We start from the raw sequence: 18,759 nt of genomic DNA on the forward strand, positions 1-18,759 counted from the left end.
GTAGTTGTTAGATCGGATCTGATCTAGCCAAAGGTCACAATAAGCCCACCAAACACTAACACTCCCACCACGATGGGATAGCCCATGGAGCGGGTGCGACGCCACATTAGGTAGGTTGCTCCACAGCCGATCAGCGTAGCGAGCCAAGATAAAGGGGAGGGTTCGATGGGGATTAAGGAGGTGCCAAACATGGCAGCAATCATCGTTGGCCCTAGAATAGTGAGCCAGATAGGTGTGGCTGCCACGCCTCCTTGAGCTTCTTGCTTGGTGAGTTTTTTTGCCATCCACATATAAGGCAGTGCGCGGATCAAAAACGTGCCCAAGGCAATGCTTATTAAAATCAGCCAAGTTTCACCACTCATGAAGCCGCTCCTTTTTTGGCTGGGGACTGTTGGATTGCATAATAGGCCAAGGCACCACACACGGCAGCGGCCGGAATGGCAATATTGGGAAAGCCAAACAGTTTAAGCAGCATGGCGCTTGCTGTTGCTACCACCATGGTGACAGTCCAGCGGCGGTCAGAGCAGCGTGGTAATACCATCACCAAAAACAGCGCAGGTAACGCAAAAGGCAGCACTTCACCGATTAACGGCCAACGTTGCATCAGCTCGTCACCGGCGATTGCCCCCAGAGCTGTTCCAGAAATCCAGCTCACCCAAGCAATCATACCGGCACTAAAATACCAGCTTAATCGAGCACTCGGTGTCATAGCGGGTAGCCGTGTAAGGGCCAATGCAAAGATCTGATCGGTCAGCAAATGCATCATGGGCAACCAACGGATGTCTTTTTGCAGGTAGGGTGCAATATTGGGCCCATACACTAGATGGCGGGAGTTGATGAGCAGAGTCATGACAATCACTAGCCAAAATGGCGCACCGGACACGACCATAGCCACAAATAAAAATTGAGACGCTCCGGCATAGATCAAAACAGAGACCAATATGGTTTCAAGAATGCCAAAGCCAGATTGAACCGAAAACAAACCAAAGGAAATCGCCACGGGAATATAGCCGCCGAGTAAAGGGAGGGCATCCTTTGCACCTTGTCGCCAAGGATTCTCAACAAATGATTGGGTTGCGGTAGTCATGGTGCGTCCTGTTGTTTTGGATAAGTGATCACCAGCATTAAGGTGGCCCCTTGGTCTTTAGTCTGGTAGCAGTGGGGTTGATCCCCATGCAGGGTGAAGGTGTCCCCAGCGGTTAAACGGGTCATGGCGTTGGTAGGTCCCACCCATAATTCACCACTAATAAGGGTGAGGCGTTCTGTCGTGCCATGGGTATGGGCTTCAGAGTCTTTAGTGGTGTTGGAGGCACAAGACATCCAATACACGTCGACTCTTGGGTCATCGGCGCCTTGATCCACCAATTTCACTTGAATACCGTCTTCCCCTAAAAATTCATGGCTGCCAGCAATGAGATCCCCAAACGGGACTTTTAGCTGCACCGCTAAACGCCAAATCGTTTCAATGGTGGGGTTGCCTTCTCCCTGCTCGATACGGCATAGGTTGGATTTTGCAATCCCAGCGTTACTGGCGAGTTGGGATAGGGATAAGCCCTGCGCTAAACGTAAGGTTTGCAGGTTTTGTCCAAGACTGTTTAGGTTTGGGTTTTCCATCATGAGCACTAAAAGTTGTTCCATATATAGAACGTTCTATATATGGAACAGCTATAAGTCAACTATTTATTTAAGAGTGATGAAAAATGAGAGTGAGTATTTCTAGAAATTGAGCTCTCTCACCGTTGCCAGTATAAGGGCGATCCAAACACTTCAATATAATGATCAATTATGGCTCTTGCATTCAGCGATGGGCGACGTGCATTCGGGTAAATGGCTGCAATGGTCTGTGTTTCCGTGTGAATGGATGAATCAATATTTGGTAACAGTTTTACTAATTCACCACTCAGTAATCTATCAGCCATTAGCCAGTCTGGAAATAATACAATTCCCATGTGATTTAACGCTGCAGTCAGAAGAGACTCGGCACTATTCGAGCTTAAAACAGGCGATATAGGGTAGTGAACCCATGCGCTTCCAGGCGGCCGAAAGTGCCATCGATTAGGGCCTGATGAACCACTGTAGACAAGACATTTATGCTGGCTTATGTCTTCAGGTGTTTCGGGCATTCCATAGTTTTCGATGTAGTTTGGTGATGCGGCAAGGTGATAGGTCTGTTCCCCTATAATACGAGCCCGATAAGAAGAATCTGTGAGCGTACCAATGCGAAATATGATATCGGAAGCATCTTTCATGGGATCAATGAAGTCATCTGTCAGGGTGAGTTCTATTTCTAAATCTGGATATCGTTCACTTAGGCTCGATAGGCCGGGAGCAATATGCTTTTGTCCAAAAAAGACCGGTGCGTTAATTCGGGCAATTCCAGAGGGTTCCAGTAGACGTTCACTCAGCTCTTGACGGGCATCATGGAAATTTGAGGTCATTGCGCGGGCGTGCTTAATGAACAGGTTCCCGCTTTCAGTGGGAATGATTGCACGGGTGTTACGATAAAATAACTGTTGCCCCAATGCGTCTTCGAGATTGTGAATGACGCGGGATACTTGAGAAGCAGAAATGCCTTCCCGTCTCGCCACCAATGAAAAGTTTTTTAGCTCATACACACTGATGAATATCAGTAAGCTTTTAAGGTTTATAGATTCGAAATTACTCATATATGCAATTAGTGCAAAGGTGTTCGTATAATAATGGCATTTTTCTCAATAATCGGACAGGTTAACCTTCACCATCTTAAAAAATGGAGTCGGTTTTTATATGCAATTATTGTTAATTATGATCGTAATCGCTGGCGGAATGGGGCTTTCCATAGAGGCAGGTTTACTCGGTCCCTTAGGAACGCAAGTGGGTGATTTATGGGCAACATTCAGTATTTTCGGTGTCGGTTCGGTATTAACGTTTTTGTTGATGCTGTTTTTTAGCCCACGAAATAGTCCTTCATTTTTCTCACAGCCATCTTGGCAGTTAACCGGTGGGGTGCTCGGAGTCGTTTATGTGGTTATCCTGACCATCGTTGCTCCTGTAATAGGTGTCACATTGACGATGATTGGCATTCTAGCTGGGCAAATCTCTAAAAGTTTAATTATTGACCACTTCGGCCTATTTGGTAGCGCCCAGAGAAAAATCGACAAAAACCGCATTATTGCACTCATTTTTATCATTATCGCGCTCGCGATGGTTGCTCAAGGTTAAGGTGTATTATGACTTTTTTAATGATTGTTTTAGCGGTTTTCGGTGGCGCTATGCTAAGTATTCAGGCTGTCATTAATGGCCAGCTTGGCAATAAAGTTGGGGTTTTTAAAACCGCATTTCTTACATTCTCGGTCGGTGCATTAATCACTGCATTATTGATCTTTTATTTTGAGCCAAAGCATCCTGTTACATTGCTGGATGTACCCAAATGGCAATTGTTAGGGGCTATGTGTGGTGTGCCTTATATCGTCATAATGGTGCTGGCGGTACAACGTATTGGTACTGCAGTCGCAACGGTTGCAGTGATTTTTGGGCAGTTAACAATGAGCATGTTAATCGATAGTTTTGGTTGGTTGGGGAATACTCCCATTCCATTTTCAACCTATCGGTTTATGGCAATTCTCTGTCTTGGTATTGCGTTGTACTTCATATATTCAAGCAATAAGAGCACAAGTGTGTCTGATGATGGCAAACTCAAGGAAACACTTGCTTCAGAATAACAGATGTCGATTCTTCCAATTGACCTAGTGACACTTCCGCTAAGTGAGATGTTTACGCAAAAAAAAAAGCGCCTCTTACCGCTTGGTAAGAGGCGCTTTAGTGGTAGTTACCTAGAATTGGAAGTCTATATCAAGAAATTAGGCCTGTGCTTGGATCACATTTTTAGCGGTCTCAACGACCTTCTCCTGAGTGAAACCAAATAAGGTCATCAATTCATTGGCTGGTGCGGATTCACCAAAGCGATCTATGCCTATGACGGCACCGTCGATACCCACATATTTGTACCAGTAATCACTGTGCCCACACTCTATCGCCACTCGTGCACGGGTCTCTTTGGGTAATACCTTGTCACGGTAGGAGATTGGCTGTTGAGCGAATCGCTCGGCACAGGGCATGGAGACGACTTGAACGGCATAACCTTCCTGCTCTAAGGTCTTAGCGCTGTCCATGGCCAAGGCGACCTCTGATCCGGTAGCGATCAGAATGACATCAGGTTTACCGCTACAGGCCTTAAGTATGTAGCCACCTTTGACCGCATTTTGTTGCTGTAAGCTATCACGGGTCTGCTGGGGTAAGTTTTGACGGGACAAGATGAATGCACTGGGACCTTCGTTGCGTTCAAGGGCGGCTAACCATGCGACAGTGGTTTCAAATTGATCACAGGGACGCCAGGTTTGTAGGTTTGGAGTCACACGTAGCGCTGTGATTTGTTCCACCGGTTGATGGGTCGGACCGTCTTCCCCTAAGCCAATAGAGTCATGGGTGTAAACATGAATGACTCTTTGATTCATTAGGGCGGACATGCGCACCGCATTGCGAGCGTATTCCATAAACATTAGGAAGGTTCCCCCATAGGGAATAAAACCACCATAGAGGGCCACACCATTCATAATGGCAGTCATGCCGAATTCTCGGACGCCATAATGCAGGTAGTTACCATTAGGATGGGCAGGGCAAATGGCCTCAGATCCTTTCCACATGGTCAGGTTAGAAGGAGCTAAATCCGCAGAGCCTCCTAACAGTTCAGGGATTTTTTCCCCCAACAAGTGCAGGGTGTTTTGCGAGCATTTACGGGTCGCCACTGCATCCGTCACACTGGCTTGTTGTTCGAGGATGTCTTTCTTTATCTGGTCCCAGTTTTCTGGCAATGAGCCTTCAATACGACGCAAGAATTGCTCTGCCAATTCTGGATATTTAGCCTGATAACCTTCTAACAATTGTTTCCAAAGGGCTTCTAATGTTTGTCCTTTATCAATGGCATTCCAAGCATGGGAAACATCGTTAGGAACGTCAAAGGGACCATGGCTCCAACCTAGCGCTTGTTTAGTCGCTTGAATCTCATCCTGACCTAAAGGAGCACCGTGGCAATCATGGCTGCCGGCCTTGTTAGGCGAGCCAAAACCAATGGTGGTTTTACAGCAGATCAGGGTCGGTCGAGAGGTGTCTCGGCGGGCCTCTTCGATAGCAGCAATAATAGCTTTCGCATCATGGCCGTCCACATCACTGATTACTTGCCAGTTATAAGAGCGGAATCGAGTAGGGGTATCGTCGGTGAACCAGCCATCGATTTCACCATCAATGGAGATCCCATTGTCATCGTAAAATACGATAAGTTTGCCTAACTCTTGAGTCCCTGCCAGAGAGCATACTTCATGGGATATGCCTTCCATAAGACAGCCATCCCCCACAAAGGCATAGGTGAAATGGTTAACCACATCAAATCCTGGACGGTTGAATTGTGCCGCTAGGGTTTTCTCGGCTAATGCCATGCCCACTGCGTTGGCTAGACCTTGTCCCAAAGGTCCCGTAGTCGTTTCAACTCCTTCGGTGTAACCGTATTCTGGGTGGCCGGGGGTTTTAGAATGGAGTTGGCGGAATTGTTTAAGATCGTCCGTGGTCAGTGGATAGCCAGATAAATGCAGCAGACTGTACAGCAGCATAGAGCCATGACCGTTAGACAGAATAAAACGGTCACGATTAGGCCAATGGGGATTCGCAGGGTTGTGTTGTAGGTAGTCTCGCCACAGGACTTCGGCGATGTCTGCCATGCCCATTGGGGCACCTGGGTGACCAGAGTTGGCTTGTTGTACGGCGTCCATACTTAATGCGCGTACGGCGTTAGCGAGGGTTCTGCGTTGTATTGTGCTCATCAATAGTGTCCTACAGCAAACTGTGTGCTGAACGTTTGTGTCAAAAATTGAATGGCCGGATCGGCCCTGTGTCTGAGGGGAGACACAGTGATTAGAAAGAATGATCGCTAAGGCGAAAAAGAAGGGCTACAAGAGTAGCCCTAAATCGTGCTTTGGAGAGTGCCCTTGATAAGAGCGTTTAAGTGCTTAGTACTCAGACAATGTGAATGCAGACGTGTAGTTTGCAATGTTGTCTTTAGTGATTAGGTAGCAGTCAAACAACTGTTTCTCTGTGTCGACACCAGTAGTGCCATTTTTGATGAAGTTATCCGCTTGACGGATGGCTTCGGCAGCAAAGATTGCTACTGGCTGAAGGACTGTGTATTCCATTTCGCCGTCTAGAATAGCGTTTGCAGCATCTGGAGAACCGTCAAAGCCGCCTACTTTAACTTGATCAAGCTTGCCTGCCTCTTTAAGAGCTGCAATCGCACCCAGTGCCATCTCATCGTTACCAGAGATCACGCCTTTGATGTTTGGGTTTGCTTGCAGGATAGACTGCATTTTGTTGTAGCCTTGAGTACGGTCCCAGTTCGCCACTTCTTGAGCCACTTTGTTTAGATCTGGGTATTGAGTTAGCACTGTTTCAAAACCGTTAGAACGGGTGGCAGCGTTGTTATCACTTGGGGCGCCAAACAATTCAACGTAGTTACCAGAATCGCCAACCGCATCAACCCACTGCATTGCACCCAGTGCTGCACCTTGAGCGTTGTTAGAAACAAGCTGCGCTTTTGCTAAACCGCTTTGGTTTAGCTCTGCGTTGATGATGATCACTGGAATGTCCGCAGCAATAGCCTTACGCACCGCACCAATTGAGCCATCTGCGTTAGCTGGGTCAAGGATGATGGCTTTGGCTTGGTTGGTGATCGCTGTGTCGATTAATTTACTTTCGGTGTTGGTGTCGCCTTTGTGAGCAGCCACATTAGCGTCATAACCCATGTCCTCGGCAGTTTGCTTCGCTACCTGACCTTCAGTGTACCAGTAAGGGTTTGATGGATCGTTTACGATAATCGAAATCAAGCCATCAGCCCATGCACTGCTTGCCATAAGAGTCAAACTTGCAGTAGAGGCAACTAACAAACGCTTAGTAGTTTTAAACATTGTATTACTCCGATTTATTATTTTATGAGTTTGCCGAAGGTCGGCGAGTTGTTTGCAGTGGTGATGTTTTACCCATCACCACTGCAAGGTTCATTTAGCGACTCTTGCCAGAGGAGCCGTATTGCAGGCTATTAAGCAAAACTGCTAAAACGATTACGGTGCCGGTAAATACTGTCTGCCAGTAAGCCGAAACCCCAATAATGACAAGACCGTCGGATAGGTAGCCAATCACCAAGGCGCCCAAGATGGTGCCGCGGACCGTACCACGACCACCGGTCAGAGCGGCTCCCCCAATCACTACCGCAGCGATGGCGGTCAGTTCGTAGGTGGTACCAGCAGTTGGACCAGCAGAGGTCAATTGTGAAGACAAAACCAAGCCAGCTAGGGCAGCGCAAACGCCAGACAGAAGGTAAACCGTCACTTTTACACGTTTGATGGGTACACCAGAAAGGTCCGCAGCGGTTTCGTTACCACCAGAAGCATATAACCAACGACCAAAAGCGGTACGGCTGATCATCAAACCACACAATACGGCAACCACAACCAATACGATGACACTGATAGGAATGCCTGCTAAACGGTTAAAGCCCAGCCACTCAAAGCCTGTGTTGCCAAGCTCAGGTTTGCCGTCTAATTGGTTGTACGTGAGGCCATTGGTCATGAGTAGGGCGATACCACGGGCAACATACATGGTGCCTAAGGTTGCCACGAATGCTGGAACCTTGAAGTGGGCCACCAGCACACCGTTAACGGTGCCGACAGCAGCACCCAATAAGCAGGTCAAAACCACTACCACCCAAAGGGATGGGTAAAAAGTCATCCCCAGGAATTCAATGTTGACCCCTTGCATTAAAAAACCAGCAAAGACGCCACACAATCCCAGGGTAGAGCCTACGGAAAGGTCGATGCCGCCATTGAGAATGACCAGCAACATGCCTAAAGCCAGCAGCCCAAAAATGGCCACGTGAGATGACATGATCAGGAAGTTGTTAACCGTAAAATAGTACGGCGACATAAAAGAGAAAAAGATAATGATCGCAATCAAAGCAAAGAATGCGCGTCCTTCAAGTAATAAGCGACCGATATCAAGTTTCTTCGGTTCAGCGCTTACGCCTTGCACTGTTTGTTTTTGAGCCGTTGCAGACATGGTGTAACTCCAGTTTTTCTTATTGTCTTAATGGGTAACCGATTCGCCAGAGGCGGCCATAATTTGTTCTTTTGAAACCGTGTGATCAAACTCTGCAGAGATTTTGCCCTTGTGCATTACGATAATGCGGTGGGCGATACTCAAGCATTCCGCTACTTCGGAGGTGGAATAGACCACAGCAAGACCTTGTTTGGCGCGTTCTGCTAAGAGCTTGAAAACTTCCGCTTTGGCGCCGATGTCGATGCCGCGGCTAGGCTCATCCAGAAGTAAAACTTTTGGGTCGGTTGCAAGCATTTTGCCGATCACGACTTTTTGTTGGTTGCCCCCAGAGAGGGAACCAATGGCCGCTTCAGCGCCGGAAGTTTTTACTGTGACCGCTTTAATGGATTCGCCAACTAAGCTGTCTTCGTCTGCTTTAGAGGTCAGTAGCTTGCGGGTAAATTCGCCGATACTTGCTAAAGAAAGGTTCTGTCCCACGCTCATGGTTTGAACCAGGCCATCTTTTTGACGATCTTCGGGGACTAATGCCAAGCCAGCTTGGATACGCTCTGCGATGGAGAGTTTATTAATGTCTTCACCGCCTAATAAAATGTGTCCTTCTTGGGCTTTTAAGCGGCCCGCAGCACATTCCATAAATTCTGAGCGGCCAGCTCCCATCAAACCGTAAACACAGACGATTTCACCGGCTTTCACATCAATGGATAGGTTATCGACCACGTTAAAATCACCGCCCCCTGTGTCCTTGATGACCAAGTTTTTGACATGCAAAGCTGTACTGCCAAACTCATAGCCAGTTGGAGGGGAGCCCAAATCAAAGTTTTCACCCACCATGTTGCGTACGATCCACTCAAGGTCGATGTCTTTACGTGGCGCATAGGCGGTCATGGTGCCGTCTCGCAAAACCACGGCATGGTCTGTAATCGTCAGCGCTTCCTCTAAATGGTGAGAGATATAGACAATCGAGACACCCTTCGCGGTCAGGTCGCGGATCACTTTAAACAGCACTTCTACTTCCGCTGCACTGAGGGCAGAAGTGGGTTCATCCATGATGAGGATGCGCGACTTCTGAGAAATGGCTCGGGCAATTTCAATGATCTGTTGCTGACCTAAGCGCAATTCTTCAAGGGGTGTTAATGGGTCGATGTCTTCTTCAAGTTCAGCCATTAACTCACGGGCTTGGCGCTCTTCTTCTGCGAAGTCCACTTGGCCGCCCTTGATGATCTCCCGACCCATAAAGATGTTGTCTCGCACATTCATGTTAGGGGCGAGACTTAACTCTTGGTGAATAATGGAGATCCCTTTAGCGCGGGCTTCATTGGCATTGTTAAACAGGATGGATTGACCATCTAAAACGATTTCACCGGATGTGGGGGTAATCACTCCAGATAAAATTTTCATCAGGGTAGACTTACCAGCACCGTTTTCACCAAATAGGGTTGTCACTTGCCCCCGGTGAATATCGAAGTTCACCCCTTTGAGGGCGTGGGTGTTCCCAAAAGACTTGGCAATATTGCGTGCTTCCAGAACCACTTCATCCACTGTTGGAAGGTTGTTGTAGGCTAGGCTCATTTCACATCCATCCCTACTGGCGTAATAAGCCAGTTTTTGGCATTGATTAAGCGAAATACGCCTGTGACCGTCACGGTTTTGTTCACCAAGTTGTCACGGTCAAGACCTTCAAGGATCTCTGCTTTCATGGTTCGGTTGATGGCCGCTCCCACATCTTGATATTCAATTTGGTTTTTGAACTCACCAAATTTTATTTCCCCAGTAGCATCACGCAGATCCGTGCCATTAAGGGCTGGGCCAGTTTGAACTCGTACTGTTTGATTGTCAGGGAAGCTTGGAATGCTGATTTTGAAGATGCCTGAGCGGCCCTCGGTCACTGTGCCTTCTAAGGAAACAGGGATAACGGGACCAATGCCGCCACCGACGCCGTATTTTTGGCCTGCTGCTTTTTTGTCTTCCCGCAAAGCATCAAGGAGGACAGTTGCGTCGACTGCGTTGTTCTCTACATACTGCTTAATGTCTGGGTAATGAATTTTGGCATAGTTGTCAGGGGAAAACGCTTGTTGGCGCAGGTCTTCAATGGAGCCATTGATGATGACTTTCGTATCGATGGCCATTGCACCTATCACTGCCGCAGTAAAAATGCCTGCAACAAGGAGCTGCTTACGTTTTTTGGCCGCTAACTGGTTAGAAAGTTGAGTTTGCATGGCAACCTCCACCAATTAGGGTAAACATTTGAGTCGATTCAACCTGCGTCAAACGCAATAGCGCTAGACGATAGCTGGGTTGCACAGTGGTGTTTATCATTTTTATTTTACTCCGGCTGTTTTGCCTCTAAAACTTGTGTCCTGTGGGGAACATAAGTCTTTGATCGAGCCAAGATCATCAATTTGTTTTTAGAGGTCTGTGTGATCTTTGTACTTACAATGGGATAAAAATAAATCACTGTCAATGAAATTTATTACATGTTTTATAAAAAATATCTGTCTTTTGATTTCTGCTTCTTAGGGGAGTGGCATTATTACAGCGCTAAAAAAGGGTAATGAGTAGCGGTTTTGAGAACCGTAAGAACATATTAATGTATTGATTCTAATGAATTTAATAGAGTTTTAGTAATTTGAGATCGTTGGTTAATTAGATTCTTTACGATTGCTTTAGGCAGACGCTTTGTTCAAAAGAAAGCCAGAGTTTGAGTTGACAGATAATAAAAATGAAGAAATAATTATCAAAACAAGAAAAATATTTCACATCGAACTCTGGTTCGTTGTTACAAGAAACGGGTATCAATCATGCTTCTAATAATAAAGTTGCCCCGCTTCACTTGCCTCCGCCATAGGGAGGATAATAAGTGAACTCACAATTAATCATTGGTATCGATGCAGGCACCTCTGTGGTTAAAGCTGTGGCTTTTACTACCAGTGGTGAGCAAGTCGCCACATCTTCAGTACGCAATTCCTATCAAACGGGCCTTGATGGCTCCGCGACACAATCCTTATCTCAAACTTGGGCAGACTGCGTCAGTGCGCTACAAGGGCTAAGCGAAAAAGTTACCCACTTTAAAGAGCGAGTAATCGCCTTATCTGTCACGGGGCAGGGGGACGGTACCTGGTTGATCGATGAGGAAGGCAAGCCCGTCTGCGATGCTTGGCTTTGGTTAGATGGTCGAGCAGCTACCACTGTTGAGCACCTTAATAAGTCAGTGACTGAGCGCCAGCGATTTGAAAAGACAGGCACAGGTTTGAATACCTGCCAACAGGGTGCGCAAATGGCTCACATGGCCCAGCACTGCCCAGAGTTATTGCAGCAAGCCAGTACGGCGTTTCATTGTAAAGACTGGTTGTTTTTCAATTTAACTGGACAGCGTGCAACTGACCCTTCAGAAGCATCATTTACTTTTGGTGATTTTCGTACCCGTGAATACAGTGATCTGGTGATTGAAAGTCTAGGACTTAGCCAGTTTAAGTCGTTGCTCCCTCCCATTATTGATGGATCCAAGCAAACCTTTCCTTTGACCTCTGAAGCGGCTGAGCTAACGGGTTTGGCTCCAGGCATTCCGGTGTCTCTGGCTTATGTGGATATGGTGATGACAGCCCTTGGGGCGGGAGTTCATACCGGTGAGGACAATGTCGCATGCTCTGTCATTGGGTCTACGGGGGTGCACATGCGTTCTGTGTCCGATCAAGAGGTGTATTTAAATGAGGCGGGCACTGGATACGTCATTGCTTTGCCAGTTGAGGGACGTGTGACGCAAGTACAAACCAATATGGCATCTGCGTTAAACCTTGATTGGTTGCTAAATGTGGCAGCGGATTTATTAAAGGATTTTGACTGTGAATGCACCAGCCATGGATTGGTGGACCGGGTAGAAAGCTGGCTTAAGCAAGCAGAAGCCGGTCAGCTGCTGTATCACCCATACATTTCCGATGCGGGGGAGCGGGGGCCGTTTGTGAACGGTCAAGCTCGGGCAAGTTTTACGGGTTTGACCTACCGTCATCGTTTTCCAGATTTGGTTCGCGCTGTTGTAGAAGGCCTAGGGATGGCTATGCGTGATTGTTATGAGGCCATGGGCGGCACGGCTGCAGAGTTACGGTTAAGCGGTGGCGCTGTTCGTTCTGCCACCCTGCGTCAAATTTTAGGGGCCTTAGTGAATGCCAAAGTACGTGTGTCCGCTAGGGAAGAAGCAGGCGCGGCAGGGGCAGCCATGATGGCTGCGGTAGCCATTGGGTTATATCCCACTATGGATGATTGCATTAAAGAGTGGGTGTCGCCCCTATTGGGCACATCGGAAGCACCGGATCTGGCTTTAGCTGAAAAATATGAACGCTTGTTTGAAGCGTTTTACAGACAGCGCCAGTCCTTCCCGTCTACCTGGGCAACCATGGAACACATCAAGACGATGTAATGCATAGAGCGCAATCAAGAGAATACACAGACAGATCGCCAGCACGATCTGCGGCGATTAAGTAAGAGGTTCGGTATGAGTAATGAACAAATGTTAGATCTGTTTGTCATCGGTGGTGGTATCAATGGTGCGGGCATCGCACGGGATGCGGCCGGTCGCGGATTGTCAGTGGCCTTATGTGAAAAAGATGACCTTGCCCAGGGCACATCTTCCCGCTCAGGCAAGTTGGTCCACGGTGGTTTGCGTTATTTAGAATACTACGAGTTTCGCTTGGTTCGAGAGGCGTTGATTGAGCGTGAAGTGCTATTGAATTCCGCCAGTCACATTATTTGGCCCATGCGTTTTGTGTTACCCCACAGTAAGGCAGATCGTCCTGCTTGGTTGGTTCGTCTAGGTTTGTTTCTTTACGACCACCTCGGAGGGCGTAAGCGTTTGCCCGGTACTCGTGCTTTAGATCTGCATCGTGATCCAGAGGGTGCGCCCATTAAAGATCAATACACAAAAGGGTTTGAATACTCAGATTGTTGGGTAGATGACTCTCGTTTAGTGGTGTTGAACGCCTTAGCGGCGTCCCAAAAGGGCGCAGAAGTGTTGACTCGCACCCGTTGTGTATCGGCCAAACGTAACCCTGAAGGTTATTGGGATGTGACCACTGAAAATGAGCTGACTAAAGAAGTTCGTACCTTTAAGGCTAAGTTGTTGGTAAATGCTGCAGGACCTTGGGTGCGTAGAATTGTGGATGATGTGGCCACATCTAAAAGCTCTCGCAATATTCAGTTGGTGAAAGGTTCTCACATAATCGTGCCTAAGTTTTGGCAGGGCCAGCAGGCGTACTTGGTTCAAAACTATGACAAACGAGTCATCTTCATTAACCCTTATGAAGATGACAAAGCCTTGATTGGTACGACGGACATTCCTTATGACGGTAAAGTTGAAGACGTTAAAGCGGATGAGAGTGAAATCGAGTACTTGTTAGCCGCAGTGAATCGATACTTTAAAGAAACCCTTCGTCGTCAGGACGTTATCACCACTTTCTCTGGGGTGCGTCCATTGTTTGATGATGGTCAGGGGAACCCTTCAGCGGTGACGCGTGATTATGTGTTTGATCTAGATGAAACCCAAGGTGTGCCTTTATTGAACGTGTTTGGTGGGAAGCTAACCACCTTCCGTAAACTCTCCGAGCATGCCATTCAAAAGATTGAAAAATACTTCCCTAACATGGGGGGCAATTGGACCAGTGGTGTTGTGCTACCGGGTGGGGATATTCCCAATGCGGATTTCCAAACTTATATGCAAGCCTGCAAGGAAGACTACCCATGGATGCCCCGTGAGCTGTTGGTTCATTATGGGCGTCATTATGGCTCCATTATTAAGCAGATCGTAGCAGACGCTTCATCTGTTGAGGGCTTGGGGCAATATTTTGGTGGCAATCTATACGAAGCAGAAGTGCGTTATTTGGTTGCCCATGAGTGGGCCATGACCCCAGAAGATGTACTTGAGCGCCGTACTAAGGAAGGTTTGCACCTATCTACTGAACAAAGAGCCGCTTTCGCCCAGTGGTTTGAGAGTGAATTTATCAAACACAACGCTGATCGCAAGATCTCATAAGGAGTCACCATGGCTTTAACGTTAGGCTTGAATACGAACCCTTTGGTTAATCGCTTTGCTGAGCCGAAGCACCTAATTGAAACCATTGCCCACGAGATTAAAATACGCGATGTACAGCTGACCCATGAGTTTATCAATCCCAGCTGGCCCGCATCTCTTATTCGTCGGCTAACTCGTGAGATGCAGTCGGCTTTGACCCAGACGGGTGTCCGTATTACCTCTGGTATGACTGGGCCCTATGGCCGTCTAAATCACTTTGGTCATCCTGATAAAGAAGTAAGACGTTATTATGTGGAGTGGTTTAAAACCTTCGCGGACATTACAGCGGATTTGGGTGGTGAAGCGGTCGGAACTCAATTTGCCATCATGACCCATCAGGATTTTGATGATCCGAAACGTCGAGAAGAACTCACACAGATTGCCATTGATTGTTGGGCAGAAGTTGCGGAGCACGCTAAGCTGGCGGGTTTAAAGTATGTCTATTGGGAGCCCATGAGTGTAGGCCGTGAGTTTGGTGACACCATCGCCTCAGCCATGGCGTTACAGCAACGCTTAACGGACGCCAATATGGCAGTGCCTATGTGGATGATGGCCGACATCGACCATGGTGATGTCATGTCTGATAATCCGGCGGACTATGATCCTTATGCTTGGGCCGAAGCGGTGCCAAAGGTTTCGCCGATAATTCATATTAAACAAAGTTTGATGGATAAGGGTGGTCACCGTCCGTTTATTGAAGAGTACAATCGTAACGGGCGAATTCAGCCGGGGCCTTTGCTAGACACTCTAGCAAAAGGTGGGGCGAAGGATAATCAAATCTGTCTTGAGTTAAGCTTTAAGGAGCGTGAGCCCACAGACCATCAGGTGGTCGAGCAGATAGCTGAAAGTGTTGCCTTCTGGGCACCTCACATAGACAGTGGGGTTCAGGATCTGAACATCTGATCCTGAATTTAGGCTGGCGTGTGATATATCGAAGTTTAACGTCGGTTAGTGTACAGTTCATTTCCCATAGGCAACCTAGGAAGTCTATCGCGTAACCTTTGATACCGGAGTAGAAGTTTGGATACGAAAAAAGGTCTTGTGGATTTTGACGACTCGTTAGCAATACGAGCTGCATGGCTGCATTACGTGGGTGGTTTGACTCAAGCCGCAGTCGCAAAGCGTTTGGGGCTGACTTCTGTGAAGACCCATCGCCTTATATCAAAGGCAGTTTCAGAAGGCGCTGTAAAAGTCACCATAGATGGGAAGATCACCGAATGCGTGGAACTAGAAGAACTCATGATCGCCAAGTTTGGTCTCAAGCAGTGTATCGTTGCGCCAGATTTAGGCGAAGAAGGGATTCCTTTGAAGACCCTAGGTCAAGCTGGATCGGCCTACCTTAAGAATCTGCTTACTTCGAAATCAGACATTACCATTGGCTTGGCCCTAGGGCGTGCTTTGGCGGCCGTGGTACACCAGTTACCAAGACTGGAGACCTCAAATGTTAAGTTTGTTTCCCTCTTGGGGGGCTTAACTCGAGATTACTCCATCAACCGCGACGATGTCCTCCATTGGATTGCGGCTAAAACCGGAGCACCTTCTTACACCATGCCTGTACCATTACTGGCGAACTCAGTAGAAGATCGAACCGTTTTGCTGGCACAGAAAGGTGTGAAGGACGTGTTTACCATGGCCAACAATGCGGATCTGAAATTTATTGGTATCGGTACGGTGGCGCAGACAGCGCAATTGGTTGCTTCTGGGCCAATTAAGCCTGAGGAAATTATTGAGATTGCCAGAGCGGGCGCAGTGGGCGAAGCCATGGGGCATTTCTTTGATGAGAAAGGGGCGGTTATTAACACCTCTTTAAGTGCCCGTATGTTGTCAGTCTCCCTCGAAGGCAACAAAGGTGAGACCATTGCCATTGCTGGCGGCGAGGAAAAAGTAGAAGCCATCAGAGCAGTGCTTAATGGTAATCTTTTAACGGGTTTAATTACCGATGAAGTGACCGCTAGAGCGATTCTAGACGCGGTATAAGCTTGATCTCATTATTGTGGTGATCTAAGGCTATATAACTCCCTTGAGTATAAAAAGCAGTACCTTTGGGTTCTGCTTTTTTGTGGCCCTAAGGCCAGTAAAAATATCCCGCAGTGCCTTCAGGGGAACTGCGGGACTAAGGTCGAGGAAGGTACTCAATGAAATCATATGACGGGATGTTTTAAATGTTATTTTGTTATAAATAACATTTAAATCACTTTTTTATCTCACCGGTTGTGACATCTTGGCCTCAGGGTGATCAAAGATCCGCACAAGATATCCCAGAAAGACCCCATCAAAGTCTTATTATTCCGCCTTCAAGCCTCCAAAATATCTCTTAAGATGATATTCTTTTGTCCATTAGAGCGGCGTAATAGCGCCGTTTTCGCACAATAATGTGATAAAACCCTCATTTCTCTTGAGTACGATGTTAAATTAACACTGAAAATCACAAAATAAAATAAATAATGTTAAAAATAACTTTAAAAATGTGATTTTAGGGTTTATAACATACTCAAGAGATTTGCTATCAAGGCGAGTTGTTATGAAACGAGACGAACGAAGACAGCAAATTATCGATCTGTTAGTAGAAAGCGGTGTGGTGGACTTAGAAGAATTAGCCTTGCGCTTTGATGTGTCTAAGATGACCATTCACCGTGATCTCGACGAACTGGAAGCGGCGGGTTTACTGAGGAAAGTCCGTGGTGGTGCCACTATTGAAGCAGGCATGCAGTTTGAAAGTGATTTCAGGTTGCGTGAACGCCAAGGTGGCCAAGGCAAGGAGCGAATGGCTGAACAAGCTTTAACACTTGTTGAGCCAGGCATGACAGTGATGGTGAATGACGGCTCTATGGCTGCAGTGTTAGGTAAATTGCTACCTAGCAAAAAGCCCCTGACCGTGATCACCAACAATGCGGCCATTATGGAAGCCCTTAAGTTCGAAAATGGTATCGATTTGATTGCACTCGGGGGAGAGTATTCCGCCAAGTACAATGGCTACTTCGGCGTCCTAGCGGAGCAGAATTTAACCAGTTTACGTGCAGACATTGCATTTTTGTCGAGCCCAGCGGTATCCGGAACCCAAGTGTTCCACATGGATGCGGATGTGGTACGAGTGAAAAAAGCCATGTTGAGTGCAGCCGTTAAGACCTGTTTGCTGGTAAATCACACTCGTTTTGATCGCGTAGCATTGCACGTTTTGGCAGATCTCGAAGATTTTGACTGGGTCATCACAGACCAGGTTCCAGAGTCGGCCATTGCAGAGCATCTGTCTAATGCCGGCATTCAGTTAACGATAGCGAGATCACCGGAAGCCACATGACAACGACAACGCAATTTTGGGTAGGCACAAGTTGGAAAATGAATAAAACCCTAGCTGAGGCGCAAGCCTTTGCCGCGGCTTTGAAGGAAGTCGATGGACAAGCTGAGGACAGCATTCAACGATTTGTGATTCCTTCTTTTACCAATGTTCGTGAGGTGAAACAGATCCTCAAAGGGACATCGGTCAAAGTGGGTGCTCAAAATATGCATTGGGCGGATCAAGGGGCGTGGACGGGTGAAGTATCCCCCTTAATGTTGAAAGACTGCGAGCTGGATATTGTTGAACTTGGCCATTCGGAGCGCCGTGAGCATTTTGGTGAAACCAATGACACGGTAGGACGAAAGGTTGAAGCGGCGATTCGTCACGGTTTAGTGCCTTTGATTTGTATCGGTGAAACCCTAGCGGACAAAGACAGCGGCAAGGCTGCCGAAGTATTGGCAGAAGAGGTGCGTGGTGCACTGCAATATCTGACTGATGCGCAAAAATCCGCGCCGATCTTATTTGCTTATGAGCCTGTATGGGCCATTGGTGAAAACGGTATCCCAGCGTCTGCCGACTATGCAGACGCGAGACAAGCTGAAATTCTGGACGTGGCACATAGTGTATTGGGGCGTAAGGTGCCTTGTTTATACGGTGGCTCAGTGAATCCTCAAAATTGTGAAGAGCTCATCGCCTGTGAGCACATTGATGGCCTATTTATTGGTCGTTCTGCTTGGAATGTTGAAGGTTATGTAGACATTTTAAGTAAGTGTGCAGCAGTTGTTAGAGCGCAATCAAACTAGGAGATCACACCATGAAAATTGCAATTGCTGGCGACAGTGCTGGAGAAGTTTTGGCGCAAGCCTTGGTAGAACATTTAAAAGGGCGCTTTGAGGTCGCGGATTTATCCCGTGATGAAGCGGGCAATCTAGATGACTTTTACGCAAATATGTCTGATAGAGTTGCCTCTGCCGTCCTTGAAGGGCAATACGACCGCGCAATCTTATGCTGTGGTACAGGCATTGGAGTGTGCATTGCTGCCAGTAAAGTACCAGGTATTCGAGCGGCTCTGACCCATGATACCTATTCTGCAGAGCGTGCGGCCCTATCAAACAATGCCCAGATCATTACCATGGGGGCGCGAGTCATTGGCCAGGAGCTTGCAAAATCCATTGCTGATGCGTTTCTTAAGGAAACGTTTGATGAAAATGGTCGTTCGGCAGGCAACGTGGATGCCATCAATGCTTTAGATCACAAATACCACGCTCATCCATAAGCCTGTTTCTGA

18 protein-coding genes are annotated in these 18,759 nt (G+C 47.4%); 9 read left to right on the forward strand and 9 right to left on the reverse strand.

Going from position 1 to position 18,759, the window contains the following annotated elements; genetic code table 11:
• Positions 1 to 23 precede the first annotated feature (23 nt).
• The 4 genes from ACZ5DR_RS13710 to ACZ5DR_RS13725 form a co-directional block, all read right to left on the reverse strand.
• Positions 24 to 362, reverse strand: a complete 339-nt coding sequence (locus ACZ5DR_RS13710; protein WP_377367137.1) for an AzlD domain-containing protein — start codon at positions 360 to 362, stop codon at positions 24 to 26.
• Positions 359 to 1,087, reverse strand: coding sequence for an AzlC family ABC transporter permease (locus tag ACZ5DR_RS13715; RefSeq protein WP_377367139.1), 729 nt, complete (start codon positions 1,085 to 1,087; stop codon positions 359 to 361). The genes ACZ5DR_RS13710 and ACZ5DR_RS13715 overlap by 4 nt, the downstream gene beginning before the upstream one ends.
• Positions 1,084 to 1,638: a helix-turn-helix domain-containing protein gene (locus tag ACZ5DR_RS13720; RefSeq protein WP_377367141.1), complete on the reverse strand. Its 555-nt coding sequence runs from the start codon at positions 1,636 to 1,638 to the stop codon at positions 1,084 to 1,086. The genes ACZ5DR_RS13715 and ACZ5DR_RS13720 overlap by 4 nt, the downstream gene beginning before the upstream one ends.
• A 95-nt stretch (positions 1,639 to 1,733) precedes the next feature.
• Positions 1,734 to 2,666 (reverse strand): LysR family transcriptional regulator, encoded by a 933-nt coding sequence (locus ACZ5DR_RS13725; RefSeq protein WP_377367143.1) that lies wholly within the window; start codon positions 2,664 to 2,666, stop codon positions 1,734 to 1,736.
• Between the two features lie 100 nt (positions 2,667 to 2,766).
• On the opposite strand from ACZ5DR_RS13725, the gene ACZ5DR_RS13730 reads away from it, so the two are divergent.
• Positions 2,767 to 3,201, forward strand: a complete 435-nt coding sequence (locus tag ACZ5DR_RS13730) for a DMT family transporter (RefSeq protein ID WP_377367145.1) — start codon at positions 2,767 to 2,769, stop codon at positions 3,199 to 3,201.
• 8 nt (positions 3,202 to 3,209) lie between these two features.
• Positions 3,210 to 3,701, forward strand: a complete 492-nt coding sequence (locus ACZ5DR_RS13735) for a DMT family transporter (RefSeq protein WP_377367147.1) — start codon at positions 3,210 to 3,212, stop codon at positions 3,699 to 3,701.
• A 138-nt stretch (positions 3,702 to 3,839) separates the two neighbouring features.
• On the opposite strand, the gene tkt is transcribed toward ACZ5DR_RS13735, so the two are convergent.
• From tkt to ACZ5DR_RS13760, 5 genes are all read right to left on the reverse strand, one after another.
• Entirely contained in the window at positions 3,840 to 5,852 is a 2,013-nt protein-coding gene (gene tkt, locus ACZ5DR_RS13740; protein ID WP_377367149.1) for a transketolase, read from the reverse strand.
• Positions 5,853 to 6,038: 186 nt separating this feature from the next.
• Complete coding sequence (locus ACZ5DR_RS13745; RefSeq protein WP_377367151.1) at positions 6,039 to 6,989, reverse strand: D-ribose ABC transporter substrate-binding protein; 951 nt, start codon at positions 6,987 to 6,989, stop codon at positions 6,039 to 6,041.
• 94 nt (positions 6,990 to 7,083) lie between these two features.
• Positions 7,084 to 8,136, reverse strand: coding sequence for an ABC transporter permease (locus ACZ5DR_RS13750; RefSeq protein ID WP_377367153.1), 1,053 nt, complete (start codon positions 8,134 to 8,136; stop codon positions 7,084 to 7,086).
• 27 nt (positions 8,137 to 8,163) lie between these two features.
• Positions 8,164 to 9,705 carry a sugar ABC transporter ATP-binding protein gene (locus ACZ5DR_RS13755; protein WP_377367155.1) on the reverse strand — a complete coding sequence of 514 codons (1,542 nt, stop codon included), beginning with the start codon at positions 9,703 to 9,705 and terminating at the stop codon, positions 8,164 to 8,166.
• The gene (locus ACZ5DR_RS13760; protein WP_377367157.1) at positions 9,702 to 10,352 is read right to left on the reverse strand and encodes a DUF2291 family protein; all 651 of its coding nucleotides are present in this window, start codon (positions 10,350 to 10,352) and stop codon (positions 9,702 to 9,704) included. The genes ACZ5DR_RS13755 and ACZ5DR_RS13760 overlap by 4 nt, the downstream gene beginning before the upstream one ends.
• A 641-nt stretch (positions 10,353 to 10,993) precedes the next feature.
• Here ACZ5DR_RS13760 and ACZ5DR_RS13765 point away from each other — a divergent pair.
• The 7 genes from ACZ5DR_RS13765 (at position 10,994) to derI (ending at position 18,747) form a co-directional block, all read left to right on the forward strand.
• Entirely contained in the window at positions 10,994 to 12,547 is a 1,554-nt protein-coding gene (locus ACZ5DR_RS13765) for an FGGY-family carbohydrate kinase (protein ID WP_377367159.1), read from the forward strand.
• A gap of 75 nt (positions 12,548 to 12,622) precedes the next feature.
• Positions 12,623 to 14,155, forward strand: coding sequence for a glycerol-3-phosphate dehydrogenase (locus tag ACZ5DR_RS13770; RefSeq protein WP_377367161.1), 1,533 nt, complete (start codon positions 12,623 to 12,625; stop codon positions 14,153 to 14,155).
• 9 nt (positions 14,156 to 14,164) lie between these two features.
• Positions 14,165 to 15,097 carry a sugar phosphate isomerase/epimerase family protein gene (locus ACZ5DR_RS13775; protein ID WP_377367163.1) on the forward strand — a complete coding sequence of 311 codons (933 nt, stop codon included), beginning with the start codon at positions 14,165 to 14,167 and terminating at the stop codon, positions 15,095 to 15,097.
• 117 nt (positions 15,098 to 15,214) lie between these two features.
• Entirely contained in the window at positions 15,215 to 16,171 is a 957-nt protein-coding gene (locus ACZ5DR_RS13780; protein ID WP_377367165.1) for a sugar-binding transcriptional regulator, read from the forward strand.
• A gap of 544 nt (positions 16,172 to 16,715) precedes the next feature.
• Positions 16,716 to 17,492, forward strand: a complete 777-nt coding sequence (locus ACZ5DR_RS13785) for a DeoR/GlpR family DNA-binding transcription regulator (RefSeq protein WP_377367167.1) — start codon at positions 16,716 to 16,718, stop codon at positions 17,490 to 17,492.
• Entirely contained in the window at positions 17,489 to 18,274 is a 786-nt protein-coding gene (locus tag ACZ5DR_RS13790; RefSeq protein ID WP_377367169.1) for a triose-phosphate isomerase, read from the forward strand. Before ACZ5DR_RS13785 ends, ACZ5DR_RS13790 begins: the two co-directional genes overlap by 4 nt.
• Positions 18,275 to 18,285: 11 nt before the next feature.
• Entirely contained in the window at positions 18,286 to 18,747 is a 462-nt protein-coding gene (derI, locus tag ACZ5DR_RS13795) for a D-erythrulose-4-phosphate isomerase (RefSeq protein ID WP_377367171.1), read from the forward strand.
• The last annotated feature ends 12 nt before the right edge of the window (positions 18,748 to 18,759 follow it).

The sequence above is a fragment of the Marinomonas vaga genome (assembly GCF_055388305.1).

Bases quoted from the DNA above. Each gene is read 5' to 3' on its own strand.
- ACZ5DR_RS13710 (WP_377367137.1), bottom strand. From the start codon at position 362: ATGAGTGGTGAAACTTGGCTGATTTTAATAAGCATTGCCTTGGGCACG.
- ACZ5DR_RS13715 (WP_377367139.1), bottom strand. From the start codon at position 1,087: ATGACTACCGCAACCCAATCATTTGTTGAGAATCCTTGGCGACAAGGT.
- ACZ5DR_RS13720 (WP_377367141.1), bottom strand. From the start codon at position 1,638: ATGGAACAACTTTTAGTGCTCATGATGGAAAACCCAAACCTAAACAGT.
- ACZ5DR_RS13725 (WP_377367143.1), bottom strand. From the start codon at position 2,666: ATGAGTAATTTCGAATCTATAAACCTTAAAAGCTTACTGATATTCATC.
- ACZ5DR_RS13730 (WP_377367145.1), top strand. From the start codon at position 2,767: ATGCAATTATTGTTAATTATGATCGTAATCGCTGGCGGAATGGGGCTT.
- ACZ5DR_RS13735 (WP_377367147.1), top strand. From the start codon at position 3,210: ATGACTTTTTTAATGATTGTTTTAGCGGTTTTCGGTGGCGCTATGCTA.
- tkt (WP_377367149.1), bottom strand. From the start codon at position 5,852: ATGAGCACAATACAACGCAGAACCCTCGCTAACGCCGTACGCGCATTA.
- ACZ5DR_RS13745 (WP_377367151.1), bottom strand. From the start codon at position 6,989: ATGTTTAAAACTACTAAGCGTTTGTTAGTTGCCTCTACTGCAAGTTTG.
- ACZ5DR_RS13750 (WP_377367153.1), bottom strand. From the start codon at position 8,136: ATGTCTGCAACGGCTCAAAAACAAACAGTGCAAGGCGTAAGCGCTGAA.
- ACZ5DR_RS13755 (WP_377367155.1), bottom strand. From the start codon at position 9,705: ATGAGCCTAGCCTACAACAACCTTCCAACAGTGGATGAAGTGGTTCTG.
- ACZ5DR_RS13760 (WP_377367157.1), bottom strand. From the start codon at position 10,352: ATGCAAACTCAACTTTCTAACCAGTTAGCGGCCAAAAAACGTAAGCAG.
- ACZ5DR_RS13770 (WP_377367161.1), top strand. From the start codon at position 12,623: ATGAGTAATGAACAAATGTTAGATCTGTTTGTCATCGGTGGTGGTATC.
- ACZ5DR_RS13775 (WP_377367163.1), top strand. From the start codon at position 14,165: ATGGCTTTAACGTTAGGCTTGAATACGAACCCTTTGGTTAATCGCTTT.
- ACZ5DR_RS13785 (WP_377367167.1), top strand. From the start codon at position 16,716: ATGAAACGAGACGAACGAAGACAGCAAATTATCGATCTGTTAGTAGAA.
- ACZ5DR_RS13790 (WP_377367169.1), top strand. From the start codon at position 17,489: ATGACAACGACAACGCAATTTTGGGTAGGCACAAGTTGGAAAATGAAT.
- derI (WP_377367171.1), top strand. From the start codon at position 18,286: ATGAAAATTGCAATTGCTGGCGACAGTGCTGGAGAAGTTTTGGCGCAA.